The sequence below is a fragment of the Actinoplanes sp. NPDC049668 genome, assembly GCF_044465445.1.
GTDB lineage: Bacteria > Actinomycetota > Actinomycetes > Mycobacteriales > Micromonosporaceae > Actinoplanes.
Genome location: NZ_JBITLR010000001.1, coordinates 960960 through 983868 on the forward strand (window position 1 = coordinate 960960; position 22909 = coordinate 983868).

The following is a 22909-nucleotide window of genomic DNA, read 5'->3' on the forward strand; positions in this document are numbered from 1 at the left end:
CGCAAACTGCAGCAGACCGCGTGGCACCCTCGCCGTGGCAACCGGACTAGCTTACCTTCCGCGTTGACAGGTAAACCGGCGGGTCCGGTCGGATGACCCTCCCTGTGAAAATTTCACTCTGATGATGCAACTTGCATGCCCAGCTCAGCGCCCTTGCGGGCGCACCGGAGCCGGGCCCGGGTCAGCTCAGGCCACCGAAGAGCGTGGTCACCGAGCCGTCGTCGAAGACCTCGCGGATCGCCCGGGCGAGCAGCGGAGCGATCGACAACACAGTGATCTTGTCCAGCTGCTTCTCGGGCGGCAGCGGCAGCGTGTTCGTCACCACGAGCTCGCTGATCCGGCTGTTCTTGAGTCGTTCCGTGGCCGGGTCCGACAGCAGCGCGTGCGTCGAGGCGACGATCACGTCGGCGGCACCCGAGTCGAACAGGATGTCCGCCGCCTTCGTAATGGTGCCACCAGTGTCGATCATGTCGTCGACGATCAGGCAGACCCGGCCCTCGACCTCGCCGACGACCCGGTTCGCCACCACCTGGTTGGGCTTGAGCGGGTCGCGCGTCTTGTGAATGAAGGCCAGCGGGCAGCCGCCCAGCCGGTCCGTCCACCGCTCCGCCACCCGCACCCGGCCCGAGTCCGGCGCCACGACCGTCATCGGCCGGCCCTCGAACTTGCGCATCACGTGCTCGGCCAGGATGTCCATCGCGAACAGGTGGTCCACCGGGCCGTCGAAGAAGCCCTGAATCTGCGCGGTGTGCAGGTCGACCGTCAGGATCCGGTCGGCGCCCGCGGTCTTCAGCAGGTCGGCGACCAGGCGGGCCGAGATCGGCTCCCGGCCGCGGTGCTTCTTGTCCTGCCGGGAGTACGGATAGAACGGCAGGACCACCGTGATCCGCTTCGCCGACCCGCGCTTCAGCGCGTCGATCATGATCAGGGTCTCCATGACCCACCGGTTCACGCCCTCGGTGACCGACTGGACGACGAACGCGTCCGAGCCCCGCACCGAGTCCTTGAACCGGACGAAGATCTCGCCATTGGCGAACTCATACGAATCCGACGGGGTCGGCGCGACGCCGAGCACCCGCCCGATCTCCTCCGCCAGCTCCGGGAAGCCCTGGCCGGAGAAAAGCATCAAACTCTTACGGTTCTCCGCGACGATGCTGCCCATCGGCTCGTCCGCTCCCGTGCAATCGAGGGGGTTGTCACCTGAAGTATTACCCGGCGCCTTCCCGGCGCCACGTGCCGGAGCCAGGGCGTGGGATGCCTCACCCCAGCTTGCGCCGACCGGGATGAGTCCTGCTGGGTTTGTCGCCAGGTTTCGGTCTACTCCCCGCCCTGCTGCTCCTCGAACCGCTGCGCGGCCTCCGCCGAGACCGTGCCGGGGCGCTGACGCGCCGTCCATCCCTCGACGTTGCGCTGCGGCGCCCGGGTGACGCCCAGGTTGCCCGCGGGCACGTCCTTGCCGATGGCGCTGCCCGCGGCGACGTACGCGCCCGGGCCGATGTCGACCGGCGCGATCAGCACGGTGTCGCTGCCCACGAACGCGGCCTCGCCGACGACGGTGTGGTGCTTGTTCACCCCGTCGTAGTTGGCGAAGATCGTGCCCGCGCCGATGTTCGCCTTCGGCCCGATCGTGGCGTCGCCGACGTACGTCAGGTGCGGCACCTTCGCGCCCGCGCCCAGCTCGGCGTTCTTCGCCTCGACGAAACCGCCGATCTTCGCCTTGCGGCCCAGCCGGGTGCCCGGCCGCAGGAACGAGTACGGGCCGACCGTCGCGTCCGGGCCGACCTGCGCGCCGATCGAGTGCGTCCGCAGCACCGTCGCGCCGGCCGCCACCACGGTGTCGATCAGCGTGGTGTCCGGCCCGATCACCGCGCCGGTCGCGACCGACGTCGAGCCCTGCAGCTGCGAGTTCTGGTCCACGACCGCGTCCGGCTCGAGCTCGACGGTCACGTCGATCCAGGTGGTCGCGGGGTCCAGGATCGAGACGCCGGACCGCATCCAGGCGGTGTTGACCCGGTCCCGCAGCAGCGCGCGCAGCCGCGCCAGCTCGGCCCGGTCGTTGCACCCGAGGGTCTCCAGCGCGTCGGCGGCCACGTAGACACCCACCGGGTGCCCGACGGCGGCGAGCAGGCCGAAGACGTCGGTCAGGTACTCCTCGCCCTGATCGTTGTCCGTCGAGAGCTTGCCGAGCGCCTCGCGCAGCAGCGCGGCGTCGAACGCGTAGATGCCGGCGTTGATCTCGCGGACCGCCCGCTCCTCGGCGGAGGCGTCCCGCTCCTCGACGATGCGCTCCAGGTTGCCGGCGCCGTCGCGCACGATCCGGCCGAGCCCGGTCGGGTCCGGCACCTCGGCGGCGAGCACCGTCGCGCCCCGGCTGGTGGACTCGTGCGCGGCGACCAGCGCCTCGACCGTCTCGGGGCGCAGCAGCGGCACGTCGGCGTTGAGCACGACGACGGTGCCGGTGGCCTCCGGAATGGCGTCGAGGGCGATCCTGACCGCGTGCCCGGTGCCGTTCTGCTCGGCCTGCAGGACCGGGGTGGCGCCGGGGGCGATCTCGGTGAGGTGCGCGCGGACCTGGTCGGCCTTGTGGCCGACCACGACGACGGTGCGGGAGGCCCGCGCCGCCGCGGCGGCGTGCAGGACGTGGCCGAGCAGCGTGCGGCCGAGCAGCGGGTGCAACATCTTGGGCGTGGCGGACTTCATCCGCTTGCCCTCACCGGCGGCGAGAACGACAACGGTACGGCTCTGGGCCTGGCTCACGCGGGACTCCATTGGTCGCAGTGACTATGCATTGATCGCGGTGGCGGTGCGGAAACGGCGGCGTCGGCTCAGCCGAGGACAGAGAAGCTCCCGAGAGAGGATTCGAACCCCTATAATCACCACCAAAGGGTGACGTCCTGCCCTTAGACGACTCGGGAGGGCAATGCGGACATAACCGCAGGGTCATGTTCGCGGGCTACATCGTAACCTCTTCGATCGAATCGGTCTCGGCGGCAATCCCACCCATCAGAACTCCCCCGGACAAGGGTCTCCGACATTGCGCCGAACCGTGGACGGATTGTGCGTCTTCGCGGGCCGCGCCGGAAATCTCGAACGAACGCGCGGCGATGCCTCAGCTCGCCGGCGCCGCCGACAGCCGACCGGCCGAACTTCCGACACTCTCCGTAGCCAACTTACGGTTGCGTAAGTTACGGTGACGTAGGCGTAAGTAGTGCACGTTCCCCCCGTGTCCCACCTTTGTGAGGTGCCATGACTTCCGTACTCACCGGGCAGACGACCGCCACCGCCGCCGGCCCCAAGCCGCTGACCGAGGGCCCGCAGAGCCGGGGCATCCTGATCGCCCTCTACGGCTTCGTGATCGTCCCGTTCCTCGCGGTCTTCGCGGCCGTGCCCGTCGCCTGGGGCGGCTGGCTGTCCTGGACCGACGTCGCCATCGGCGCGGTCTTCTACCTCGTCTCCGGCCTGGGGATCACGGTCGGTTTCCACCGCTACTTCACCCACGGCAGCTTCAAGGCCAAGCGCTGGCTGCGGGTCACCCTGGCGATCGCCGGCTCGCTCGCGATCGAGGGCGGGATCGTCCAGTGGGTCGCCGACCACCGCCGCCACCACGCCTTCTCCGACCTGGAGGGCGACCCGCACTCGCCCTGGCGCTTCGGCACCGGCTTCTGGGCACTGACCAAGGGCCTCTGGTACGCGCACCTGGGCTGGCTGTTCAAGCGCGAGCTCTCCAACCGCGGGCGCTTCGCACCCGACCTGCTCGCCGACAAGGACATCCGCCGCGTCGACGCGCTCTTCCCGGTCTGGGTGATCGTGTCCACGCTGGGCCCGGCGCTGCTCGGCGGCCTGATCACCCTGTCCTGGCAGGGCGCGCTCACCGCGTTCTTCTGGGCCGGCATCGTGCGCATCGGCCTGCTGCACCACATCACCTGGTCGATCAACTCGGTCTGCCACGTGTACGGCGAGCGCCCCTTCGAGGTGCGCGACGGCGACAAGGCCGCCAACTTCTGGCCGCTGGCGATCGTGTCCTTCGGCGAGTCCTGGCACAACCTGCACCACGCCGACCCGACCTGCGCCCGGCACGGCGTGCTGCGCGGCCAGCTCGACATCTCGGCCCGGGTGATCTGGCTCTTCGAAAAGACCGGCGCGGCGTACGCGGTGCGCTGGCCGAAGCCGGAGCGCGTCGCCGCCAAGCTGGCTAAGGCGGATTCCCCGGCGTGACAGGCGGACGGTGGGAACGGACTCCGGCTGGCAGGATGGCGGGGTGACAGACCAGAGCGAAACAGGCGATCAACCCCGCGGCCGGCGTGCGCGGCCGGCCGCGCGGTCGAGCCGGGCCGCTGCCACCCCCGCCACCTCCCGGGTACGCATGTCGGCCGCGCAGCGGCGCGAGCAGCTCATCACGATCGGCCGGCAGCTCTTCGCCGAGCGGGGCTTCGACGCCACCTCCGTCGAGGAGGTCGCGGCCCGCGCCAAGGTCTCCAAGCCGGTGGTCTACGAGCACTTCGGCGGCAAGGAGGGTCTGCACGCCGTCGTGGTGGACCGCGAGGTCCGCTCGCTGCTGGACCGCGTCGCCGCGGCGCTGACCGGCGGACACCCGCGCGAGCTGCTGGAGCAGGCGGCGCTGGCCCTGCTGGACTACATCGAGAACGAGCCGCACGGCTTCCAGGTCCTGGTACGCGAGTCCCCGGTCCTCTCCCCGGCGGGCAACTTCTCCAGCGTGATGAACGACGTGGCGCACCAGGTCGAGCACATCCTCGGCGCGGAGTTCAAGTCCCGGGGCCTGGACCCGAAGTTCGCGGAGCTCTACTCGCAGGCGCTGGTCGGCATGGTGGCGCTCGTCGGGCAGTGGTGGCGCGAGGCGCGCAAGCCGAAGAAGGAGATGGTCGCGGCCCACCTGGTCAATCTGGCCTGGAACGGGCTGTCCCACCTCGACCCGAAGCCGACGCTGCTGACCCGCCCCCGGTGACGGGGGCGGGCACGCCTCAGTCCCGGAACAGGGCGGCGTCGTGCTCGCGGCGGCTGTCCTCCGCCGAGCCGACCTTGCCGTAGAGGCCGCCGACGAGGATGAAGAGGCCGAGCACGGTCAGCACGACGATGTTGACCATCGAGACGTTCAGGACGTTCGCGTCGGTCTGGATCATCGTCATCAGCACCATCGCGACGGCGAGGATGACCCAGCCCATCACCAGATTGACCCGGTGATGCACGTTGCCGCCGATCAGCGCCGCGACCAGGACGATCAGGCCGACCACCGTGGACAGCCAGGCGGCGGCCGGGTTGGTGCGCAGCCCGAGCACCCAGTCGGAGCCGCGGTGGAAGAACGGGTCGCCCCAGGTGACCACGATGCCGATGACGCCGAAGAGCGTCAGGTACAACCCCGAGGCCGCGGTGAGCCAGCGGTAGGGCTGCCGGAGATGATGGTTGAGCGGGTAGTGCGCCATCAGGCAGATTGTGCCTGGCGTTCGCGCTCCTGTCGCGGTGCTCCGGTCGCGGCGGACGGGGCGACCTTGGTGTAGAGCCCGGCCATGATGAGCACCAGACCGACCAGATAGGTGACCACGACGGTCGCGACGCTGAAGTTCAGGAAGTTGGCGTCCGTGCGGATCACGGCCAGCTCGTAGCTGCCGACCACCAGCAGGCCCCAGCCGATGAACGTGTCGACCTGGGTGTCCACGTTGCGGCCGACGGCGGTGGCGAGCAGCACGATCGCGCCGAGCGCCAGCGAGACGAACGACCAGAAGAGGTTGGTGTGCTGACCCAGCACCCGGTCGTCACCGTTGCCGAACAGGCCCTCGCCGGCCGTCTGGATCACACCGAGAAGCCCGAACAGCACGAGGTAGGCGCCGGCCAGTGCGCTCAGGGCGCGGTAGATCGGCCGCAGCGGGTGGTTGACCGGATTGTGCGCCATGGTGTCCCGTCTCCAACGTCGGTTCTTGTCATCAAGATTCTCGCGCATCGTCGGAGGCCACGCAGGAGCACCCCCGGATCAGGCCTCGGTCACCCGCTCGGCGAGCTCCAGCCAGGCCTCCTCGACCTGGCCGCGCTCCTCCTGCACGACCTTGAGCTGCGCGTCCAGCTCCATGATCTTCTCGTAGTCGCTGCCGTGCGCCGCGAGGCTCTCATTGATCTTGAGAATCCGCTCGTCCAGCTTGGCGACCTGCCGCTCCAGCCGGGCGAGATCCTTGCGGGCGGTGCGCACCTCCGCCGCCGACATGCCGTCCGCGGTCGCCGCCGGACCCCGGCCGGGCGCCGTCGACGCGTCCGGCGGGGCCGCCGGATTCCCGGCCTTGGCCAGGTACTCGTTGATGCCGCCGGGCAGGTGCACCAGCCGGCCGTCGCCGAACATGCCGTACGCCGTGTCGGTAACCCGCTCGACCAGGTAACGGTCGTGGCTGGCCACCACCATCGTGCCCGGCCAGGAGTCGAGCAGGTCCTCGAGCGACGCGAGCGTGTCGGTGTCCAGGTCGTTGGTCGGCTCGTCGAGCAGCAGCACGTTCGGCTCGGTGGCGAGCAGGCGCAGCAGCTGCAGCCGCCGGCGCTCACCGCCGGACAGGTCGCTGACCGGCGTCCAGATGCGCTTGTCGGTGAAGCCGAACACCTCGGCCAGCTGGCCGGCCGTCAGCTCGCGGTCGCCGAGCTTGACGCGCTTGGCGACCTCCTCGACCGCCTCGAGCAGCCGCAGGTGCCCCGGCAGCTCCTTGAGCTCCTGCGACAGGAACGCGGGACGCACCGTCGAGCCGGTCACCAGCCGCCCGCCGTCCGGCCGGGTGATCCCGGCGAGCAGCCGCAGCAGCGTGGTCTTGCCGGCACCGTTGGCGCCCAGGATCGCGATCCGGTCGCCGGGACCGACCTGCCAGGTCAGGTCGGCGAAGATCGGCTTCGGCCCGGCCAGCAGCGTGACTTCCTCGAGGTCGTAGACCTGCTTGCCCAGCCGGGTGGTGGCCAGCCGCTGCAGGCTGACCTTGTCGCGCACCGGCGGGACGTCGGCGATCAGCGCGTTCGCGGCGTCGATGCGGAACTGCGGCTTGGAGGTTCGGGCCGGCGGGCCCCGGCGCAGCCAGGCGATCTCCTTGCGGAGCAGGTTCTGCCGGCGCGACTCCACCGCCGCGGCCACCCGCAGCCGCTCGGCCCGGGCGAGGGTCCAGGCCGCATATCCACCCTCGTACGCGTGCACCTGCTCGTCCACGACCTCCCAGGTCGCGGTGCAGACGGCGTCGAGGAACCAGCGGTCGTGCGTGACGACGACGAGCGCGCCGCGGCGGCCCAGCAGGTGGCGGGCCAGCCAGTCGACGCCGGCCACGTCGAGGTGGTTGGTCGGCTCGTCGAGGATCAGCAGGTCGGACTCGCGGACCAGCAGCGCGGCCAGGGCGACCCGGCGGCGCTCACCGCCGGACATCGGACCGACCGGCGTCTCCAGCCCGAGGTAGCCCATGCCGAGGCCGTCGAGGATGGTCCGCACGCCGGCGTCGCCGGCCCACTCGTGCTCGGCGCCCATCCCCTCGCTCAGCCAGGCCGTGCCGAGCACGACATCGCGCACGGTCGCGTCGGGTGCGAGCGTCAGGTTCTGCGGAAGGGCGGCGACGCGCAGGTCACGGCGGTGCGTGACGCGGCCCGAGTCGGGTTCCTCCAGCTTGGCGAGCAGGCGCAGCAGGGTCGACTTGCCCGCGCCGTTGAGGCCGACGATGCCGAGACGCGCGTCGTCGTCCAGGCCGAGTGACACGTCGGTGAGCAGCTGACCGGCGGCTCCGTAGCCCTTGTTCACCCGGTCCAGGTTGATGATGTTGGCCACGATGTCCCTAGGTTACCCGGGCGCCCGGCATCGGCCCGCGGGCGGTGACCACCGAGCGGCACACCCCGGCGGCGGTCAGCCCGGCCGCGACCCGCTCGGCGTGCGCGCCGTCGGCGGCGAGGAAGACACAGGTCGGGCCGGAACCGGAGACGATGCCGGCGACGGCGCCCGCCGCGGCGCCCGCCTTCAGCACGTCGGCCAGCGCCGGGCGCAGCGACAACGCGGCCGGCTGCAGGTCGTTGGCGAGCGCCGCGCCGAGCACCGCGGGATCACGCTGGCGCAGCGCGGTCATCAGCGCGTCCGCACTCTCCAGCGCGGGCGGCGGCCAGGGGCTGTCCCGCAGCCGGTCCAGCTCCCGGTAGACCTCGGGAGTGGACAGGCCGCCGTCGGCGATGGCGACCACCCAGTGCCAGGTCGTCGGCCGGGCCAGGATCGGGCTGACGGTCTCGCCGTGCCCGGTGCCGAGCGCGGTGCCGCCGTGCAGCATGAACGGCACGTCCGAACCGAGCTCGGCGCCGATCTCGGCCAGCTCGTCGCGGGAGAAGCCGGTGCCCCAGAGCAGGTCGCAGGCGAGCAGCGTGGCGGCCGCGTCGGCACTGCCGCCGGCCAGGCCGCCCGCGAGCGGGATCGACTTGCGCAGGTGCAGGCGGGCGTGCGCGGGCACCCGGCCCCTGGCGGCCAGCGCCCGGGCGGCCCGCATGATCAGGTTGCTGTCGTCGAGGGCGAGCTCGCCGGCGCCCTCGCCCTCCATGGTCAGCGCGAGGGTGTCGCCGGGCCGCGCGGTCAGCTCGTCGAAGAGGCCGATCGCGTGATAGACCGTGCTCAGCTCGTGGAAGCCGTCCTCCCGCAGCGGTCCGACCGCGAGATGCAGATTGATCTTCGAGGGCACCCGGACCTTGACGGGACCGGCGAACCGCCGGGGCTTGTCGTCGTCCGGCCCCCACGCCTCCGTCACGGAGCGATGTCCGAGTTCGGGGTCCGCATGACGTGGCACTTCGGTCGCGCCGTCATGAGTCCACCTCCTCGTGCCGTCTGCCGGACGCGCTGAGCTTACCGCCGTGCCCGCCGGCGATGGCGGCGGCCGCGATCGCGGCGAACTGCTCCACCGTCAGTGACTCCCCCCGGGCCTGCGGGCTCACCCCCGCCGCCACCAGCACCTTCTCGGCCTCCGCCGCGCCGCCGGCCCAGCCGGCCAGCGCGGCCCGCAGGGTCTTGCGCCGCTGCGCGAAGGCGGCGTCCACCACCTGGAACACCACCCGGCGGTCGACCTCGGCGGGCGCCGCGCGCCCGGCGAAGGCCACCAGGCCGGAATCCACGTTCGGTACCGGCCAGAACACCGCCGGCGGCACCCGTCCGGCGGCGCGGGCGGCCGCGTACCAGGCGAGCTTGACCGACGGGATGCCGTAGACCTTCGAGCCGGGGCCGGCCACCAGCCGGTCGGCGACCTCCTTCTGCACCATCACCAGGCCGCCGCGCAGGGTCGGCAGCTCGGCCAGCAGGTGCAGAACCACCGGCACCGCGACGTTGTACGGCAGGTTCGCCACCAGCATCGTCGGCGCCGGGCTCAGCGCGGCGCGCCCGATCCGCAGGGCGTCCGCGTGGTGCACGGTCAGCTTCGCGGCGTCGGCGCGCTCCCCGACCGTCCCCGGCAGCGCGGCGGCCAGCACCGGGTCCAGCTCGACCGCGTGCACGTGTGCCGCCACCCCGAGCAGGCCGAGGGTGAGCGAGCCGAGCCCGGGCCCGACCTCCAGCACCACGTCGTCGCCAGTCAGCTCGGCCGCCGCGACGATCCGGCGCACCGTGTTCGGGTCATGCACGAAGTTCTGGCCGAGCTTCTTCGTCGGCGCGACGCCGAGGCGCGCGGCAAGCTCCCGGATCTCCGCCGGGCCGAGAAGTGCATCAGCCATGAGGTCAGAGCCTACGGCTGCCCGGGTATGACCGTGGGCCACGGGGCAGCGGGGAGCGGGTCCGACACGGTAGAACGAGGTAATGACGGAGCTGCTCGAGCTGCGGGGCGTGGTCGAGGCGACACCGGACAAGGTGGCCGAGGTGCTGCTCGACGCTCGGCCCGGCGGGCGGTCACCGCTGGCCGCCACCGGCGCGGCGACGCCCGCCCGGGGCGACGAGTTCACCGTCGTGCTCGAGGGCAGCACGCTGACGGTGACCCTGGACCGGGCCGCGCGCTCGATCGCCCACCAGGGCGAGTGGTGGTATCGCGGCGTCACCAGCGTAGAGGCCGACGACCGCGGCGCGCTGGTGATCCACCGCATCTTCAACGTCGCGCCGGGGCACCGCTGGGCGGTCCGGTTCGTCTCCCGGGGACCGCTCGCGGCGGCGCCGACGACGTTCGCGAAGCTGCTCAGCGGCCTGGGCGAGCAGCTCGACTGCGCGGCCTATCCGCTGCCCGGCTGAGCCGCACCTACCGCCAGGGTCCGAAGGCCCGCTCACCGTTCGCCGAGACCGCCGCGCAGAGCGTGTCCAGGTCCGTGCCGGTGGTCTCGGCGAGCGCCCGCATGGTCAGCGGGATCAGGTACGACGCGTTGGGACGGCCCCGGTACGGCACCGGCGTGAGGTACGGGGCGTCCGTCTCCACCAGCAGCTGCTCCGGCGGCGTGAGCGCGGCCGCCTCCCGCAGTCCGGCGGCGCTGGCGAACGTCACCGTCCCGGCGAAGCTGAGCAGGTAGCCCCGGCGCACGCACTCGGCGGCGAACTCCGCGTCGCCGGAGAAGCAGTGCAGCACCACCACGTCGGGCGCGCCCTCGGAGTCGAGCACCCGCAGCACGTCGGCGTGCGCGTCGCGGTCGTGGATGATCAGCGGTTTCGCGTACCGCTTGGCGATCGCGATGTGTGCCCGGAAGCTGAGCTCCTGCGCCGCCCGGCCCTCGTCGCCGGTGCGGAACGTGTCCAGGCCGGTCTCGCCGACGCCGCGGACGCGGGGCTCGGCGGCGAGCGCCTCGATCTCGCGCAGCGCGGCGTCCAGGTCGGACAGTCGCGGCGCCTCGTTCGGGTGCAGGGCCACCGCGGCGAGCACCGCGGGGTGGCGGGCGGCCAACTCGGCGCCCCAGCGCGAGGACGCCACGTCGACGCCGACCTGCAGCAGCCGGTCCACGCCGGACTTCGCCGCCGCGGCGATCAGCGCCTCGACCGGGTCACCGGCCGGGTCGCCGCCGGGCACCCCGGCCTCGTGCACGGTGATGTCGATATGGGTGTGGCTGTCGAAGACGGGTACGGCCAGCGGCTCCGGTGCGGGCGGGAACTCCCCCGCGCGCCGAGCCGCCCGCGCCTTGCGCGATTCGGAAGGTGTAGTGCTGTTCATCGTCGTTCAGGATCACATATCCGGCCGTGAGAGTTTTTTTCACTCACTGCGGGTCACCCGGCGTTCACCAGGAATCCACCCTCGGGGCCTAGTTTCACCCCGTGACCGTGACCGGTGAGGACGCCACTGTCGACACCGACCCCCTCGAGCCGCCCCTGATGGCGCCGCTGCGCCGCGACCTGACCTGGGACCGGGTGCAGTCCATGACCCAGTCCGCCGGGTACCAGGACGACGCGGTGCTGCAGGCCATCCGGCACACGGCCGCCGTCCGCCGCGGCACCCGGATGACGAAGGTCCTCTCCGCCACCCAGCTCGCCGGCCACCTGGCCGGCTGGCTGCCGTACGGCTTCTGCTACCGCGCCTGCGACATCGCGCACCTGCGCACCCCGGCCGAGCTCGGGCTGCTGCGCACGGACGGCACCGCCGAGTCGGACGTGGCGTACGCGCTGCGCTGGCGCGCGGTCGACCCGCTCGACTACGAGATCCCGATGGGCGAGGTGCAGAGCGGGCTGCCGGCATTGCCGGCGCACTCCCGGATCGGCCCGATGGTGCTCGGCACCGGCTTCACGCCGAGCGCCGACGACCTGATCCCCGAGTTCGTCACGGCGGGCTTCGCCGACCTGCCGCTGCCCGCGAACGCGCAGCTACTCGCGTACCCGGGCACCGGCGACGAGGTGGTGCTCTACTCGTACCAGCCCGAGCAGCACGGCTGGCTGCGGCTGGCCGGGCCGCGCTGGCGGCACCTGCTGGACGGCGTGCCCGGCGTGAGCCCGGACCGCGAGTACGTGCCGTGCTCGGACGCCGGTCCCGCGCGCCTGGTCGGCCGGATCAACGACCACGAGTACCAGGCCGTCGCCGACCCGCCGGAGGAGTTCCGGGTGCGGGCGCTGACCCGCGCCGCCCGCTACCCGGTGACGACGCTGAGCCGCCGGGCCGAGCAGGCGCAGTGGCGCAACGTCGAGTGCTGGGTGCTGCAGCGCGACGACAACTGGGCGCGCCTGCGCCTGGTGCGGCCGGACGCCGACGCGGTCTCCGCCGTCGGCGCCCGCTGCTACGAACGCGGCGTGTACGAGGTCTGGGCGCCGGTCCGCGAGCTGACCGAGCACCACATCGCCGAGTTCCCGTACGTGCTCTAGGCGCCGAGGCGCTCCAGCTCCTCCTCGACCACCGACGGGTCGAGCTTGCGGAACACCGGCTTCGGGGGCGCCAGCGGCGTGCCGGCGACCAGCGGCACCGACTCCCAGCGCGCGCCGACGGTGTAGTCGCCGGTCAGCACCGGGTAGCCCGGGCCGCCGTCGAGGTCCTCGACCTCCACGATGGACGGCATCGGCGCGTGCACGCCCGCGCCGCCGAGCAGCTCGTGCACCTTCTGTGCCGAGTGCGGCAGGAACGGGGTCAGCAGCGTGTTCGCGTCGCTGACGACCTGGAGCGCCACGTGCAGGACGGTGCCCATCCGCGGCTTCTCCTCGGCGGCCTTGAGCTTCCACGGCGCCTGGTCGGAGAGGTACTTGTTCGCCTCGGCGACCACGCGCATGGCCTCGCCGATCGCCGCCTTCTGCCGGTGCTTGCCGATCAGGTCGCCGACCGTGGCGAAGCCGGTCTTCGCCGTCTCCAGCAGGGCGAGGTCGTCGGGGGTCAGGTCCAGCGCCGGCGGGATCTCGCCGAAGTTCTTGGCCGCCATCGAGATCGACCGGTTCACCAGGTTGCCCCAGCCGGCGACGAGCTCGTCGTTGTTGCGCCGGACGAACTCCGCCCAGGTGAAGTCGGTGTCGTTGGACTCCGGGCCGGCCGCGGCGATGAAGTACCGCAGCGCGTCGGCGTCGTAGCGCTCCAGGAAGTCGCGGACGTAGATGACCACCTTGCGCGACGAGGAGAACTTGCGGCCCTCCATCGTCAGGTACTCGCTCGAGACGACCTCGGTGGGCAGGTTCAGCGCGCCCAGCGAGCCGGGCGTCCCGGCCTTGTCGCCCGTACCGGAGTAGCCGAGCAGCAGCGACGGCCAGATCACCGAGTGGAAGACGATGTTGTCCTTGCCCATGAAGTAGTAGCCGAGCGCGTCCTTGCCCTGCGCGTCGGCCGACCACCACCGCCGCCAGGCCTCGGGGTCGCCGGAGCGGCGGGCCCACTCGATCGACGCCGACAGGTAGCCGATGACCGCGTCGAACCACACGTAGATGCGCTTGTCGCCGCGGTCGCGCCAGCCGTCGAGCGGGATCGGGATGCCCCACTCGAGGTCGCGGGTGATGGCCCGGGGCTGCAGGTCGTCGAGCAGGTTGCGGGAGAACTTCAGCACGTTGGGGCGCCAGCCCTCGCGGGCGTCCAGCCACTTGCCCAGCGACTGCGCGAAGGCGGGCAGGTCGAGGAAGAAGTGCTCGGTCTCCACGAACTGCGGCGTCTCGCCGTTGATCCGCGAGCGCGGGTTGACCAGCTGCTCCGGGTCGAGCTGGTTGCCGCAGTTGTCGCACTGGTCGCCGCGGGCGCTCTCGTAGCCGCAGATGGGGCAGGTGCCCTCGATGTAGCGGTCCGGCAGCGTGCGGCCGGTAGACGGGGAGATCGCACCCAGCGTGGTCTTGGGGACGATGTAACCGTTCTCGTAGAGGCCGGTGAACAGCTCCTGCACGACCGCGTAGTGGTTGCGGGTGGTGGTCCGGGTGAACAGGTCGTAGGAGAGCCCGAGGCCGTGCAGGTCCTCGACGATCACCCGGTTGTAGCGGTCGGCGAGCTCTCGGGGCGTGACGCCGTCCGCGTCGGCCTGCACCTGGATCGGCGTGCCGTGCTCGTCGGTGCCCGAGACCATGAGCACCTCGTGGCCGGACATCCGCATGTACCGGCTGAAAACGTCGGAGGGCACCCCGAAGCCGGAGACATGACCGATGTGGCGCGGGCCGTTGGCGTAGGGCCAGGCGACCGCGGCGAGAACGTGACTCATGGTGCCCAAGCGTAGTGACCGCCGTCCCGGCCGTGCGAACGCCCGGCAACCTGACCATTTTGTGCCGACACGCCCGGGTATCTACCTGATCGCCGCCGGTACCCGTAGTCCAATGGGAGACATGACGGGTGACGCGCCGCAACCTGGGGAAACGCCTCACAACGAGGGCGGCCCGTGGTCGTACGCCGACCCACCGGCCGGGCACTCGCCATACCTGCGCCCCCGCCCGGCGCCGGCCGATGACCCGGAGCTCGAAACGCCCGGCGAGGCCGTGGCCGAGTTCGTCGAGGCACACCTGGCCGGCGCGCAGGACACGGCCGAGGCCCTGAACGCCGATGCCAAGGGTGTCGAGGGGCATCACGAGCACGTCGACGCCGAGCGCTTCAACACCGGGGGCGACGGCACCGCCTACGCCGCCCTGGAGCCCGAGCCTGCGACGGTCGACCCGCCGGACGTGATGATCCTGCCCGAGCCGGACCATGACCGGCTGACGGTGGCCCTGGACCGCGGCGCCGTGCCGGGCCAGCCGCCCTCCGGGGTGCCCCGCCTCGGACGGGACCCCCAGGACCCGGCCCGGGCCGACCGCGCGCTGCAGGACCGGGTACGCCAGGAACGCACCTCCGCCCTGCTCGAAACCTCGCCGTTCTGGCGTACCGGCGAACAGGGCCCGGATCCGGAGCTGCCGGCGCTGGGCGAACCCGGGCTGCCCGCGTACGCCGTCCGGCGGGCCCGCGGCCCCCGCGGCCCGCGCCGGCCGGCGACCGGCCTGCTCGGCCTGCTCGCCCTCGGCCTGGTCGCCGCCTTCTTCGCCTGGGTGAGCGCCGAGCCGCTCTGGCTCGCGGCCGGGCACGGCGACCGCGGGTCCGCCACCGTCCTGCGGTGCACGGGCTCGGGCGTCACCCAGCGCTGCATCGGGCAGTTCACCGCCGCGGGCGGCGCCTACCGGGTGGACGACCTGACCCTGCTCGGCGTCGAGCCCGAACGGCGCGCCACCGGCTCGATCACGCCGGCCCGGATGGTCAGCGCCGACAGCCGCCAGGCGTACGTCGGGGACACCGGCATGCTGGTGCACCTGCGCTGGGCCCTCGGCCTCGTGCTGCTGCTGGTCTGCGGGCTGGGCATCGCGGGGCTGACCGGCGCGCGCCGGCTGGACACCGCCCAGGCCCGGCACGGCGCGCTGCTGATCAGCATCGCGGGCCCCTTGGTGCTGCTCGCCGGGTTCCTCGCCGCCGCCTATTGAGCGTGCACCAGCGCGTACACCTCGCGCTTGCGCAGGCCGTACGCGTCGGCGACGGCCTGGATGGCGTCCCGCCGGGAGGCGCCGCCGGCCTCGCGCTCGGCGACCGCGGCCCGCAGGTCCTCGTCGGCCGGCCGCTCGGCCGGCCCGGCCGGCGCGCCGGCCACCACCACGGTGATCTCTCCGCGCGGCCCGGCCTCGGCCGCCCACTCGGCGAGCTCGCCGAGCGGGCCCCGGCGGATCTCCTCGTAGGTCTTGGTCAGCTCGCGGCAGACCGCGCCGTCGCGTCCGGCGCCGAAGGTCGCGGCGAGGTCGGTCAGCGTCGCGGCGATCCGGTGCGGCGCCTCGAAGAAGACCAGCGTGCGCGGCTCGGCGGCCAGCTCGCGCAGCCGGGTGCGGCGGCCCGAGCCGGTGCGCGGCAGGAAGCCCTCGAAGCAGAACCGGTCGCTGGGCAGGCCGGACAGCGCCAGCGCGGTGGTCACCGCGCTGGGCCCGGGCGCCGCGGTGACCGCGAAGCCGGCGTCCAGCGCGGCCCGGACCAGGCGGTATCCCGGATCCGACACGCTCGGCATGCCGCCGTCGGTGACGACCGCGACCACCGCACCGCTCCGCAGCGCCTCGACCAGGTCGGGGGTCCGGCGCTCCTCGTTGCCCTCGAAGTACGACACGATGCGGCCGGCGACGGTGACGTCGAGGTCCCGGGCGAGGCGGAGCAGGCGCCGGGTGTCCTCGGCCGCGACCACGTCCGCCGTCGCCAGAACCTCCCGCAGCCGGGCGGAGGCGTCGCCGACGTTGCCCAGCGGCGCGCCGACCAGTACCACCCGGCCCGTACCCGTCTCCACCACCGGAGAAGTCCATCACATGAAGTCGCGCGGGCTCCGGGCGCCGTGCTCTTCCGCCGCAGCCTACGATCGCGGGGTGACTTCGGCGACAGCTGATACTGACACCCCCGGACCCGCCGCCGCGGACGAGCGGCCGCCCGACGCGGCGACCGGCGGCCTGGCCGGCGTGCCCGACGCCGTGCGCCGCCGGCTCGCGACGCTGGACCGCTGGTGGAACCCGTACTCGTGGCTGATCACCGCGCTGGTCGTCGCGGTCGCGGCGATCCTGCGGCTGACCGACCTCAGCCGCCCCAAGGGCTACATCTTCGACGAGGTGTACTACCCGACCGACGCCTGGGACATGCTCCAGCACGGCGTCGAGTGGGACGAGAAGACCAACGGGCCCGCGTACGTGGTGCATCCGCCGCTCGGCAAGTGGCTGATAGCCCTCGGCGAGAAGGCGTTCGGCAACAACGAGTTCGGCTGGCGCATCTCGGGCGCGATCGCCGGCACGCTGATGATCCTGATTCTGATCCGGGTCGCGTACCGGCTGTTCCACTCGATCGTGCTGGCCGGGATCGCCGGCCTGCTGATGGCGCTCGACGGCTTCCAGCTGGTGCTGTCCCGCACGTCGCTGCTCGACATCTTCCTCGGCCTGTTCATCCTGGCCACGTTCGCGGCGCTGGTGCTGGACCGCGACCACTACCGCCGGCGGTGGCTGCGGGCGCTGGAGCGCGGCTACGACCCGGCGGACAACGTGCGCGGACTCCCCTGGATCTTCCCGTGGTGGCTGCTCACGGCGGGCATGCTGTTCGGGCTGGCCTGCGGGGTGAAGTGGAGCGCGCTGTTCTTCGCGCCGTTCTTCGCCATGCTGGTCGTGGTCTGGCGGGTGCAGGCCCGCCGCTCGGCCGGCGTGCGCCGGGCGTTCCTGAGCGGCATCCTCGGCGACCTGGGCTACCTGATCCTCAGCTTCGTTCTGACGATCATCTTCTACGTCGCCACCTGGACCGGCTGGTTCGTCACGGACACCGGCTACTTCCGGCACTTCCGCGAGGCGAACGGCCTGAGCGAGCCACCGATCCTCGGCGCGCTGCTCAACCTCGTGCACTACCACTCCGAGGCGTACAACTTCCACAGCGGCCTGACCGACCGGCACGTGTACCAGTCGTGGCCGTGGCAGTGGCTGCTGCTGGGCCGCCCGGTCGCCTTCTACTGGAACGGCAACGGCAGCTGCGGCGCGCCCAGCTGCGCCGCCGAGATCCTGCTGCTCGGCACGCCGATCCTGTGGTGGTCGTTCCTGCCCGCGCTGGCCGCGCTGGTCTGGTTCGGCATCGCCCGGCGGGACTGGCGCGCGTTCGCCATCGGCACCGGGGTGGTCGCCGGCCTGCTGCCGTGGTTCTACTTCGCGCTGGCCGACGGCCGGACGATGTTCGCGTTCTACGTGCTGCCGGCGCTGCCGTTCCTGATCCTGGCCGTCACCTACGCGCTCGGGGCGATCATGACGCCGTCGACCGGGACGGTCGCGGGCTCCGGGCGCTCCGACCGGCAGCTGATCGGCACGATCGCGGTCGGCGTCTACGTGCTGCTGGTGGCGCTCTGCTTCGCGTGGTTCCACCCGATCTTCATCGGGCAGCTCATCCCCTATGAGGACTGGTCGTCGCGCATGTGGCTGGGCAGCCGCTGGATCTGAACGGGCCCGCCGGCGGGAACATCTCGCCGGCGGGGCATTGAAACGATAGAAACGCCCGCCGCTTCGCGCGACGGGCGTTTCTTTTAGAAATAGGTGCGCGCCCCGATCGCCTGCCACGGGGGAAGCGGGCGATAGGAGCGCGCAAGATGAAGCTTAACGACCGCCGATGGCGGACACAACGGGTGGCGATACTCAGTTATCGGGAATCTTGTTGCCAACTGACGACCGGACCGTGAACAGGGAGGTCTCGGTGGGCCACGTGCGACAAAGTGGACAATCTGCTATATTAGGTTTAATGCCACTTATCACATCGTGAGCGCTATTCGGATAAGGCCTTTCGAATGAGTCGGCAATTAGACAACAAATCACGGGCCAAAGCGGCGTAACCTTTAAGATCCGTGATGTTGTCCGCAGGTCAGCGGGTTGTCCGCGGAATCCTTGCACACAACTTCCCCATCAGGTCAAACGCGAATGGCCACCGTTTCGGCCAATTCCGACCCCACCCTTCGTACGTCATCAGATCCGGTGACTCCAATCAAGATCTCAGTAGATGTTCTTAAGCTCGCCGCGTGACATTGCAGGAGCCCAATAACCCGCCATTCGCTGACGTCGACATCCCTGACACACAGGTGATCGATGTCGCGCCCCCCTCGCCGGTGTTCGTGGACTCGACCGGACGCCGTCGGCGCCTGCTGCGGCGGGTCGCGTACGGCTTCGGTGCCCTCTGCATGGTTTATGGGGGACTCATCAGCGTCAGCCTGGCCGGCGGACCGGTCAGTTCCAGCACCGTCCTGCCCCTGCCCGGCCTGGCAGACGACGCCGACGAGAAGGACGAGGTCCTGGCCCGGCCCAGCCCGACCCCGGCGCCGGTCACCACCACGCCCGCCGTGCAGCCCGTCATCGAGGTCTTCCCTCGCCGCGGGGCGCCGGGCGGCCGGACGGTCGAGGCCGGTTCCGTCACGCCGCGGTCGTCGTCCGCGTCCCCATCGCCGTCCGGCAGCGCGTCGCCCAAGCCGACGACGAAGCCGACGACCAAGCCGACCACCCCCAAGCCGGCCGAGTCGGGGACGACCCCGCCGGTGACACCCAGCCCCACCGAGACCACCACCGAGCCGGCGCCGCCCGCCCCGCCCAGGCCCCCGGCCCCGCCCTCGCCGCCGCCCGCGCCCGCGCCCCCGGCCCCGGCCCCGCCGGCGCAGCCCCCGGCCGATGACGATGGCGGATCGGGCGGCGGCGGGAGCTTGGGCGGCGGTTCCGTGACCCCGCCCCCGCTACCGGCCGACGACCCCGACCCCGACCCGGCGCCGGTGAGCACCTCGAAGCCGGAGCCGAAGCCCGATCCCGAGCCGGAACCCACCGGGGAGGCAAACCCATGACCCGCCCGCCGGCCCGTCGCAACCGCAACCGCAGCCGGTCCCGGCGCCGCCTGCTGCCGCCGCCACGTGTCCTGCTCGGCGTCCTGCTGATCAGCGTCTTCGTCGGCGTGCTGGTGGTGCAGGCGTACATCAACGCCGAGTTCACCGGCGACCACCTCGAGTCCGAGGTCGGCGACCAGGCCGGGGTGCCCGCGGCGATCCGCGGCGGCGGCCCGATCATCAACACCACCGGCGGCCAGGAGAGCTCGAGCCGGCTGCCCGAGCGCACCATCGCGCTCACCTTCGACGACGGCCCCGATCCGACGTGGACGCCGAAGGTGCTCGACGTCCTGCGCGAGAACGACGCGCACGGCACGTTCTTCGTCGTCGGCTCCGAGGTCGCCCGGCACCCGGAGCTGACCAAGCGGATCACCACCGACGGCAACGAACTCGGGCTGCACACTTTCACCCACCCCAACATGCAGCGCCTCGCGCCGTGGCGGCGCAACCTCGAGCTGTCGCAGACCCAGGTCGCCATCGCCCGGGCCGCGAACGTGCGCACGAATCTGGTCCGCTTCCCGTACTCGTCGAAGCCGCAGGCGATCGACGACGTCAACTGGAAGATCATCAAGGACGCCGGCAAGCACGGCTACCTGGTCGTGGTCAACGACATCGACAGCGAGGACTGGCAGCGCCCCGGCGTCGCGAAGATCGTCGAGCAGTCCACCCCGCCCGGCGACTCCTCCGCGGTCATCCTGTTCCACGACGCCGGCGGCGACCGGGCACAGACCCTGGCGGCGCTCAAGGTCTTCATCCCGGCGATGAAGGCGCGCGGCTACCGCTTCACCACCGTCACCGAGGGCCTGAACCTCTCCATCGCCGAGCAGGAGAAGGACCAGACCGTCGCCCTGCCGCTGCTGCCGGTCAACCCGGTGGCCAACTCGACCGACCGGCTGCGCGGCTCCGGCCTGTTCTGGACGGTACGGCTGGCGGACGGCCTGGTCTGGGCGCTGGCCGGCATCTTCCTCGTGGTCGGGCTGCTGACCATCGGGCGTACGGCGTTGTTGCTGTTGCTCGCCACCCGGCACGCCCGGCAGCGCCGCAGGCCCGACTGGTCCTGGGGCCCGGAGGTCACCGAGCCCGTCTCCGTCATCGTGCCCGCCTACAACGAGAAGGAGGGCATCGAGGCCGCCGTCCGGTCCCTGGCCGGCGGCGACTACCCGGAGATCGAGGTCGTGGTCGTCGACGACGGCAGCACCGACGACACCGCGGCGATCGTCGAGCGGCTCGGCCTGCCCAACGTGCGGGTCGTCCGGGTGCCGAACGGCGGCAAGTCGAACGCCCTCAACACCGGGATCGCGCTGGCCCGCCACGACCTCATCGTCACCGTCGACGGCGACACCATCTTCGAGCCCGACTCGATCCGGATGCTGGTGCAGCCGTTCGCCAGCCCGGCGGTCGGCGCGGTCGCCGGCAACGTCAAGGTCGGCAACCGGCAGACGCTGGTCGCGGCCTGGCAGCACATCGAGTACGTGATCGGCTTCAACCTCGACCGCCGCCTCTACGAGGTGCTCAACTGCATGCCGACTGTGCCCGGCGCGATCGGCGCGTTCCGCCGCGCGGCGCTGGCCGAGGTCGGCGGGATCAGCGACGAGACCCTCGCCGAGGACACCGACGTCACCATGGCGCTGTGCCGGGCCGGATGGCGGGTCGTCTACGAGGAGCGGGCCAAGGCGTGGACCGAGGCGCCGACGACCCTCGAGCAGCTGTACCGCCAGCGGTACCGGTGGAGCTACGGGACCATGCAGGCGATGTGGAAGCACCGCAAGGCGCTCACGGACTCCGGCGACTCGGGCCGCTTCGGCCGCGTCGGCCTGCCGTTCCTGGCCCTGTTCGGGGTGGCGCTGCCGCTGCTGGCACCGGTCGTCGACATCATGCTCGTCTACGGGCTGGTCTTCTGGGAGCTCAGCGCGACCATGGTCGCCTGGGGCCTGATGCTCGCGCTGCAGCTCTTCACCGCGGCCGTGGCGTTCCGCTTCGACAAGGAGTCGATGCGCCCGCTGTCGCGGCTGCCGCTGCAACAGTTCGCGTACCGGCAGCTGATGTACCTGGTGCTGATCCAGTCCGCGCTGACGGCCATGACCGGCGGCCGGCTGCGCTGGCACAAGCTGCACCGCGCCGGGCTCGGCGGCGCGCGGAGCGCCGAGGCGGCGCCCAGCGCGGCGCCGGGCGTGGCGCCACGGCAGGACATCGCGCCCGCGGTCGACACCTGGCCGCCGGTGCTGGACCAGGCCGCCGATCCGGACCACCCGGCGGCCGGCCGGGCGACGGCCCGCCCGCCGGTGCCGGCGCAGAGCGTCCCGCACTACGACAGCGATCACCCGTACCGCGGTGATCACCAGTACGACGACGACCGGTACGACGCCGACGAACTACCGTCGGCCGGCTCGCCCCCGGCCGGCGGCTCCGGTCCCGTGTTCACCCGCGGGGCGTAACGGGGGTCCCGCACCCGCCCGAACTGCAGCCGGGCGGGTGCGGGGCCCTCAAGCGTCGACCAGCTCGCGTTCGGCGAACGGGAAGACCACGTGCAGTGAGGTGCCGTCGCCCGGGCGGTCCGAGAGCGCCACCGTCGCGTGGTGCGCGTCGAGGATCCGCTTGGCGACGGCCAGGCCGCGGTCCGGACCGGGTGCGATGCCCGAGTCGGTCAGCGCGCCGTAGTACAGGTGCGGGAACAGCTCGGGGCGCATTCCGCCGGGGATGTCCATGTCGTCCAGCCGTACCGCCGGGCCGGACTCCATCTCCGTGCCGACCCGCACCCTTCCGCCCGCCGGCGTGTACTTGACCGCGGCGAAGAGCAGGTGCATGAGGACCTGCTCCAGGCGTACGGGATCCGCGATGATCGGCAGCGACGGGCCGCCGGCCTGGTTGAGGATCCAGATCTGTTTCGTCGTCGCGATCGGCCGGACCGCCTCGACCGCCCGCTGGGTCAGCCGGGTCAGATCGATCTCCCGCATGTGCAGGCTGTCCACGCCGTGCCCGGCGTCGGCCATCGAGGCCAGGTGATCCAGCAGGTCGGTGAGCCCGCGCACGTGCGCCGCGGTGGCCCGGCCGACGAGCTCGGCCTGCTCCGCATCTTGCAGGCCGGTGTTGCCGAGATCGGCCAGGTACGAGCGCATCAGCCGCAGCGGCGCCCGCAGCTCGCCGCCGACCAGCCCGGCCAGCTCGTCCTTGCGCCGCTCCAGCTCCTGGAGCCGCGCGGTGGTGTTGACCAGCGCGGTGGCGTAGCGGCGCATCTCCAGCTGCGAGGTGACCTGCCGGGCCAGGGCCCGCAGCACCTGGAGCTGCTCGACGTCGAGCCGGCGCGGCACCGAGTCGAACACGCAGAGCGTGCCGACGGCGAAACCGTCACTGGTGATCAGCGGCGCCCCGGCGTAGAAGCGGACGCCGTCGCTGCGATCGACCGTCGGGTTGCCGGCGAACCGGGCGTCCTCGCGGGTGTCCGGCACGACGAGCAGGTCGTCGCCGAGGATGGCGTGCGCGCCGAACGACAGGTCGCGCGGGGTCTGGGCCAGTTCGGTGCCGAACTTGGCCTTGAACCACTGGCGATCGACGTCGATCAGCGTGATCAGCGACATGGGCACGCCGCAGACGGACGCGGCGAGCTTGACGATGTCGTCGAAGTCCTTCTCGGCGGGTGTGTCGAGCACGTGCAGTTCGTAGAGCGCGGCGAGCCGGTCGGCTTCGTTGCTGGGCAGGGGCGCGGGCATGACGGTCA

18 protein-coding genes, 1 tRNA gene and 1 pseudogene are annotated in these 22909 nt (G+C 71.8%); 8 read left to right on the forward strand and 12 right to left on the reverse strand.

The features are described 5' to 3' along the window. Nucleotides 1-181 precede the first annotated feature (181 nt). The 3 genes and pseudogenes from ACIBSW_RS04430 to ACIBSW_RS04440 form a co-directional block, all read right to left on the reverse strand. Entirely contained in the window at nt 182-1162 is a 981-nt protein-coding gene (locus tag ACIBSW_RS04430; RefSeq protein WP_354717602.1) for a ribose-phosphate diphosphokinase, read from the reverse strand. Nucleotides 1163-1195: 33 nt separating this feature from the next. Beyond that, nucleotides 1196-2769 (reverse strand): annotated as a pseudogene (gene glmU, locus ACIBSW_RS04435) (bifunctional UDP-N-acetylglucosamine diphosphorylase/glucosamine-1-phosphate N-acetyltransferase GlmU); the annotation flags it as partial. A 75-nt stretch (nt 2770-2844) separates the two neighbouring features. Continuing rightward, nucleotides 2845-2915, reverse strand: a tRNA-Gln gene (locus tag ACIBSW_RS04440). A 331-nt stretch (nt 2916-3246) separates the two neighbouring features. Here ACIBSW_RS04440 and ACIBSW_RS04445 point away from each other — a divergent pair. Then, nucleotides 3247-4215 (forward strand): acyl-CoA desaturase, encoded by a 969-nt coding sequence (locus ACIBSW_RS04445; protein WP_354717527.1) that lies wholly within the window; start codon nt 3247-3249, stop codon nt 4213-4215. Nucleotides 4216-4363: 148 nt separating this feature from the next. Next, on the forward strand, nt 4364-4963 hold the full coding sequence (locus ACIBSW_RS04450; RefSeq protein ID WP_354717604.1) for a TetR/AcrR family transcriptional regulator: 600 nt from the start codon (nt 4364-4366) through the stop codon (nt 4961-4963). Between the two features lie 16 nt (nt 4964-4979). Here the strand turns inward: ACIBSW_RS04450 and ACIBSW_RS04455 are convergent, their stop codons facing one another. From ACIBSW_RS04455 to rsmA, 5 genes are all read right to left on the reverse strand, one after another. Beyond that, nucleotides 4980-5438, reverse strand: coding sequence for a DUF4383 domain-containing protein (locus tag ACIBSW_RS04455; protein ID WP_354717529.1), 459 nt, complete (start codon nt 5436-5438; stop codon nt 4980-4982). Continuing rightward, complete coding sequence (locus ACIBSW_RS04460; protein WP_354717530.1) at nt 5438-5905, reverse strand: DUF4383 domain-containing protein; 468 nt, start codon at nt 5903-5905, stop codon at nt 5438-5440. The genes ACIBSW_RS04455 and ACIBSW_RS04460 overlap by 1 nt, the downstream gene beginning before the upstream one ends. A 78-nt stretch (nt 5906-5983) precedes the next feature. Then, on the reverse strand, nt 5984-7786 hold the full coding sequence (locus ACIBSW_RS04465; protein ID WP_354717531.1) for an ABC-F family ATP-binding cassette domain-containing protein: 1803 nt from the start codon (nt 7784-7786) through the stop codon (nt 5984-5986). Between the two features lie 7 nt (nt 7787-7793). Continuing rightward, a complete protein-coding gene (locus ACIBSW_RS04470; RefSeq protein ID WP_354717532.1) occupies nt 7794-8741 on the reverse strand; it encodes a 4-(cytidine 5'-diphospho)-2-C-methyl-D-erythritol kinase in 948 nt (315 codons plus the stop codon). A gap of 52 nt (nt 8742-8793) precedes the next feature. Continuing rightward, nucleotides 8794-9693 (reverse strand): 16S rRNA (adenine(1518)-N(6)/adenine(1519)-N(6))-dimethyltransferase RsmA, encoded by a 900-nt coding sequence (gene rsmA / locus ACIBSW_RS04475; protein ID WP_354717534.1) that lies wholly within the window; start codon nt 9691-9693, stop codon nt 8794-8796. 82 nt (nt 9694-9775) lie between these two features. Between rsmA and ACIBSW_RS04480 the strand changes: the two genes are divergently transcribed. Continuing rightward, nucleotides 9776-10198, forward strand: a complete 423-nt coding sequence (locus ACIBSW_RS04480) for a hypothetical protein (protein ID WP_354717535.1) — start codon at nt 9776-9778, stop codon at nt 10196-10198. Between the two features lie 7 nt (nt 10199-10205). On the opposite strand, the gene ACIBSW_RS04485 is transcribed toward ACIBSW_RS04480, so the two are convergent. Next, nucleotides 10206-11102, reverse strand: a complete 897-nt coding sequence (locus ACIBSW_RS04485) for a TatD family hydrolase (protein WP_354717537.1) — start codon at nt 11100-11102, stop codon at nt 10206-10208. 101 nt (nt 11103-11203) lie between these two features. Here ACIBSW_RS04485 and ACIBSW_RS04490 point away from each other — a divergent pair, with 101 nt between their 5' ends. Then, nucleotides 11204-12238, forward strand: a complete 1035-nt coding sequence (locus ACIBSW_RS04490) for a hypothetical protein (protein ID WP_354717539.1) — start codon at nt 11204-11206, stop codon at nt 12236-12238. Here the strand turns inward: ACIBSW_RS04490 and metG are convergent. Next, nucleotides 12235-14031, reverse strand: coding sequence for a methionine--tRNA ligase (gene metG / locus ACIBSW_RS04495; protein WP_354717541.1), 1797 nt, complete (start codon nt 14029-14031; stop codon nt 12235-12237). The two genes, ACIBSW_RS04490 and metG, sit on opposite strands and share 4 nt — an antisense overlap. A gap of 121 nt (nt 14032-14152) precedes the next feature. Between metG and ACIBSW_RS04500 the strand changes: the two genes are divergently transcribed. Next, entirely contained in the window at nt 14153-15271 is a 1119-nt protein-coding gene (locus ACIBSW_RS04500) for a hypothetical protein (RefSeq protein WP_354717543.1), read from the forward strand. Here the strand turns inward: ACIBSW_RS04500 and rsmI are convergent. Next, a complete protein-coding gene (gene rsmI / locus ACIBSW_RS04505) occupies nt 15265-16113 on the reverse strand; it encodes a 16S rRNA (cytidine(1402)-2'-O)-methyltransferase (RefSeq protein ID WP_354717545.1) in 849 nt (282 codons plus the stop codon). The two genes, ACIBSW_RS04500 and rsmI, sit on opposite strands and share 7 nt — an antisense overlap. 73 nt (nt 16114-16186) lie before the next feature. Here rsmI and ACIBSW_RS04510 point away from each other — a divergent pair, with 73 nt between their 5' ends. From ACIBSW_RS04510 to ACIBSW_RS04520, 3 genes are all read left to right on the forward strand, one after another. Next, entirely contained in the window at nt 16187-17779 is a 1593-nt protein-coding gene (locus ACIBSW_RS04510) for a dolichyl-phosphate-mannose--protein mannosyltransferase (protein ID WP_404799212.1), read from the forward strand. A 662-nt stretch (nt 17780-18441) separates the two neighbouring features. Further along, nucleotides 18442-19155: a hypothetical protein gene (locus tag ACIBSW_RS04515; RefSeq protein ID WP_404799213.1), complete on the forward strand. Its 714-nt coding sequence runs from the start codon at nt 18442-18444 to the stop codon at nt 19153-19155. Then, entirely contained in the window at nt 19152-21629 is a 2478-nt protein-coding gene (locus ACIBSW_RS04520) for a bifunctional polysaccharide deacetylase/glycosyltransferase family 2 protein (protein WP_354717551.1), read from the forward strand. Before ACIBSW_RS04515 ends, ACIBSW_RS04520 begins: the two co-directional genes overlap by 4 nt. A 48-nt stretch (nt 21630-21677) precedes the next feature. Here the strand turns inward: ACIBSW_RS04520 and ACIBSW_RS04525 are convergent, their stop codons facing one another. After that, complete coding sequence (locus ACIBSW_RS04525; protein ID WP_354717552.1) at nt 21678-22901, reverse strand: GAF domain-containing sensor histidine kinase; 1224 nt, start codon at nt 22899-22901, stop codon at nt 21678-21680. Nucleotides 22902-22909: the final 8 nt, after the last annotated feature.